Annotated in this window: 3 protein-coding genes; all 3 read left to right on the plus strand. The window is 46.0% G+C overall.

Annotated features, from left to right (window positions below; all coding sequences use genetic code 11):
- The first annotated feature begins 189 nt into the window (after positions 1–189).
- The gene (locus I8U17_RS17750; protein WP_033100764.1) at positions 190–777 is read left to right on the plus strand and encodes a major tail protein; all 588 of its coding nucleotides are present in this window, start codon (positions 190–192) and stop codon (positions 775–777) included.
- 50 nt (positions 778–827) lie between these two features.
- Positions 828–1,205 carry a phage tail assembly chaperone G gene (gpG, locus tag I8U17_RS17755; RefSeq protein ID WP_198059960.1) on the plus strand — a complete coding sequence of 126 codons (378 nt, stop codon included), beginning with the start codon at positions 828–830 and terminating at the stop codon, positions 1,203–1,205.
- A gap of 173 nt (positions 1,206–1,378) precedes the next feature.
- Positions 1,379–4,515 (plus strand): phage tail tape measure protein (locus I8U17_RS17760; RefSeq protein WP_198059961.1); only part of this gene is annotated, 3,137 nt, incomplete at its 3' end.

Here is a 4,515-nt window from a genome sequence, read left to right on the forward strand (position 1 = left end):
TATTTCAAATCTCCATCTGGACAAAAGATCCGGCCCAAATTTCACCGATCGCCCTGGAAGTTGATCAATCGATGGGGAATGCCGGGTTTTATCGTACGTTCACTACTGATCTATTTGAGGAGGATACAAGAGTCTTTCACAAACCCATGAGATACAGTGGGAAATTCGATATTTAAGGAGGAATAGACAATGCCAACAGGAGTAAGCACATCTGCATTTATCGGGCTGAAAGATTTATATTTCGCTGTGTTGACCAAAGACGATTCAACTGGCGCTACGTACAACACACCGGAGAAATTAGCCCCGGCAGTAACAGCAAAGATCACGCCAAACGTAGAAACGGCCACAGACTACGGTGACGATGGCCCTGTCGAAACGGCCACGTCTCTCGGTGCAATTGAGGTAGAGTTTGAAATCACCTCTCTTCCTCTCGACAAACAAGCGACTTTGCTTGGTCATACCTATGCCAACGGCATGTTGGTGAAAAATGTGGACGATATCGCCCCCTATGTAGCTCTAGGATACCGTTCACCTAAATCTGATGGATCGGAAATGTATGTTTGGTTGTACAAAGGAAAGTTTCAACCAGTTGAAATGAACCACAATACGAAAGCAGACAAAGTGGAATTCCAACACCCGACAATCAAAGGGAATTTTGTGGTACGAAATTACGATGGAAACTGGAGCATCGCTGGCGATACCTCTGATTCAACTTTCCAACTCAAAGACATTTGGTTCCAACAAGTGATTGAGCCAGACACCCAGCCTGGAACATGATGGGGAGCCGGAATTAACCGGCTTCCTTCTTTCTTTAATGGAGGGATAAGATGCTGAAAATAAAGCTTCGGGTCAATGATGAAACCAAAACTTTTTCGCAGGACTTTATTTCAGGTTATATGTTCCGCAAGGCAATTGATTTAGATGAGAAACGAAATAAATATCTGCAAAAGTTTCTCGACCAAGAAAACGGCGGGAAAGTGACGGCCGAAGAACAACAGGCTCTGTTGGATGAGTTGTATCATTTCATTTCCGAAGTGTTTGGCGGGCAATTCTCGGCTGAGGAATATGAACATGGAACCGATGCTCGACAGATCGTTGACCAATCCTGGTCGATCGTGCACGGGATCATCAGCCAAACGATGGAACCATTTGAGGGATTGGACGATGATACCGAAAAAAAGAAATCAAACCGGCGGAAATCATAGAGGAAATGTACTTGAACCTCATACAAGCCGGATGGAAACTCCATGAAATTGATCAAATGGACATTGTATATTACATGCGGCTTCAAGCACGTGAACTCAAGAAGAAAAAGCCTGAGAAGCAGGTCGTTTACATCGATCAATTAGGGATTTTTTAGAGCAAGGGAGGTGAGAGGATGGCAGAGGAGATACTCGGGAGGATAAAAGGTGAGGTTACGCTTGATAGCAAGGGGTTTGCTCAAGGCGTGGCCCAGGTTGATCGTCAATTGCGGTTGTTAAAAAGCGAATTTGACGCCAGCAGCGCAAAGGTGAAGGCATTTGGGCAATCGCAGGATTTATTGAAAAATCAAGCGCAAATCCTTGGAAAACAAATTGACCTTCAAAAACAAAAAGTAGCATTACTGGCCAAAGCTCATGAAGAAACCAGCCAAAAACTCGGGGCTGAATCAAAACAAGCTCAACAGTTAGCCATCTCGCATAACAAAGCCCAAGCGGCCTTGTCCAGACTTGAAGGCTCTCTCAAGAAAACCAATGAACAACTGAACCGGCAAACGTCCATATTTGGTCAATACAACAAAAGCATGTTTCATATCCGGGATCAAGCGATCGAAACAGGTGCTGCATTGGGAGTTATGTCCACCGGGTTTGCTGTCGCTTTTGGGAGTGCGGTCAAAAAGGCAGCCGATTTTGAGGCTCAACTATCGAGCATTCAAGCTGTGACAGGCGCTTCAGCTCAAGAGATGGAGCAATTCCGCCAACTGGCCATTCAGATGGGGGCGTCGACCAAATTCTCCGCAACGGAGGCAGAGCAAGGGATTGAGGAATTAGCAAAAGCCGGCGTTTCCACCGCTGATATTCTCAATGGGGGTCTCAAGGGTGCTCTTGACCTGGCAGCCGCCGGCGAATTGGACCTTGCGGAAGCTGCTCAGATTGCGTCAACTGCCCTGAACGCCTTCAGAGCGGATCATCTCTCCGTTGCCCAGGCGGCCAACATTCTGGCTGGAGCCGCAAACGCTTCAGCAACCGATGTAAAAGAACTTAATTTTGGACTTTCGCAGGTTGCAGCAGTAGCATCAGGCGTAGGATTGACATTTAAAGACACAGCAACCGCATTGGCGGTATTTGCCCAGAATGGGCTTCGTGGAAGTGATGCCGGAACATCGCTGAAGACAATGCTTTTGAATCTCACACCATCAACAAAACCAGCTATTACGGAGATGAAAAAGCTTGGAATCATAACCAAAGACGGCAAAAATCAGTTTTTCGATGCCAGTGGAAAGCTAAAATCTTTTGCTGACATTGCAGGCATATTGCAACAACATTTAAGCGGTTTGACCCAACAACAGCGAATCCAAGCAATGCAAACCATGTTCGGAACCGATGCGATCCGGGCAGCCAATATCGCTTTCAAAGAAGGAGCAACCGGTGTCCGGGCAATGTCTGACGCGATGAGCAAAACGACAGCGGCAGAAGTGGCGGCCAAGCGGATGGACAACCTGAAAGGAACGATTGAACAACTCCGTGGAAGCTGGGAGACGTTCCAAATTCAAATTGGATCTGCTTTTCTGCCTGTCCTGAAAGCTGTCGCCAATGACTTAAACGAAATGGTAGATTGGTTTTCAAAGCTAAGTCCAAGTACAAAGGAAGCGATAGGGATATTTACCGCTGCAACTGCCGGTGTTCTTGCTTTGGGAGCCGCTGTAGCCGGCATTGTGGCCATCGCCAATCCATTTACAGCGGCCATCGTTGGTATAGGAACTGTTCTCGCGGGACTCATTGCGATCAATCGTAAGGTATCCGAAGATATGAAAACGACAGAGGAAAACGCCATCCGATTTGGATATGGAGTATCACAGGGGACAATCCAGGCCGCAAAAGGCTATATGGATCTCCGAGATCAGGCGATGATCAACTTGGCAAAGTTGCGGACTGCTTCCGGTGCGGAGGCAAAACGGATTGTTGATGAAACAGTGGCGATCTTCGGTCAGATGGGCGATAAAATCGTTGCGAATCTTAATCAAGATAAAATCAACATCCAAAAAGCAGTAGCATCGCTTTTAGGGAAAATTCCTGAAGTTGTTCGTCCTGGTGTTGAAAGCGTCGAAAAAGAAGCGCTTAAAAGGATCGATCAGCAGATTAAGCAGGTTCAACAAGCGAATGAGATTATTCGCAAAGGGTTAGTCAATTTTGGTGGCGATGTAACAAAGATGCCCCAAAAATTCGCTCAGTCTTATCAGCAAGCTCTAAAGACTCTGGATCAGTCCTCGAAAACATTTGTGAAAAAAGTTAGTGACCTGGACTCCTATATGAAAAATATCACGGCGAATCAAGGGAAAATTACAGCAGAAGGCGCAAGAAATTGGGTCAAAGAAATTCAAACTGCTTACAACCGCGCAACAAAAGCGGCCCAAGATTGGGCGAAAAATCAAAGGGCGACATTGGAAGAAGCATTTGCAAACGGCGAAATCACAAAACAACAGTATGATTTCATGATTCAAGCTGTTGAAACCGGAGAACAGCAGATGATTGATGTCGCCAAAAATAAGCGGGCCCAAGCGATAAAGGAATTGCAGAAAAGCCTGTCAGATGAGGCTAATTTGTATGATCTAAGAACCGGAGAAATGTTAGATCGGTACCAAGGATATGTCACAGCAAAGGCAGGTTTGATGGCAAGCGAACAAGAGACGATTGAACGTGGGAAAGAGATAAATGGTGAGTATTTCCGTAGTTTGATTCAAGATGCTGCCCAATCTACAGAAGAAGTCAAAAAGCAAAAGGCCGCTCTTATTCAGGCATACGGCGACATTAGCACAAGTATGAAACAAAAGCTGAAAGTCGATCTCTCAGCTGAGGGGCGGCAAAATATTGAAAGTCTTAAACAAGGGATGCAATCCGGTATTATTAGTTTGCAACAAGCTGCTTCTCTGATAGGCCTTGATATAAAAAGCAAAACCAAGGTTAATCTCGGGCCTGAAGGGCAGTTCACGGTAGCTACACTTTTAGCTGGCCTAAAATCCGGCAAGATCAATATTGAAACATTTGCGAAAGGAATTGAAGGGTTACTTAAAACCAACGTCAAGGCAAATCTTGCACCTGAAGGGAAGACGGCTGGTGATTCCCATGCAAAAGGGCTTCAAAGTAGCAAGCCAAATGTCCAGAAAGCGGCAAGTGATCTGAAAAATACAACTCAGAAAACCCTCGGAACCGCAACCGATGGTGGCGGTGGTCGTCAAGCAGGAAGCCAATTTGCTGGAGGAATTGCAGCAAATAAAGGAAAAGCCGGAAGTTCGGCCAGTGCGGTTGCCAGCGCCGC

The sequence above is a fragment of the Thermoactinomyces sp. CICC 10521 genome, from assembly GCF_016055135.1.
GTDB lineage: Bacteria > Bacillota > Bacilli > Thermoactinomycetales > Thermoactinomycetaceae > Thermoactinomyces_A > Thermoactinomyces_A daqus.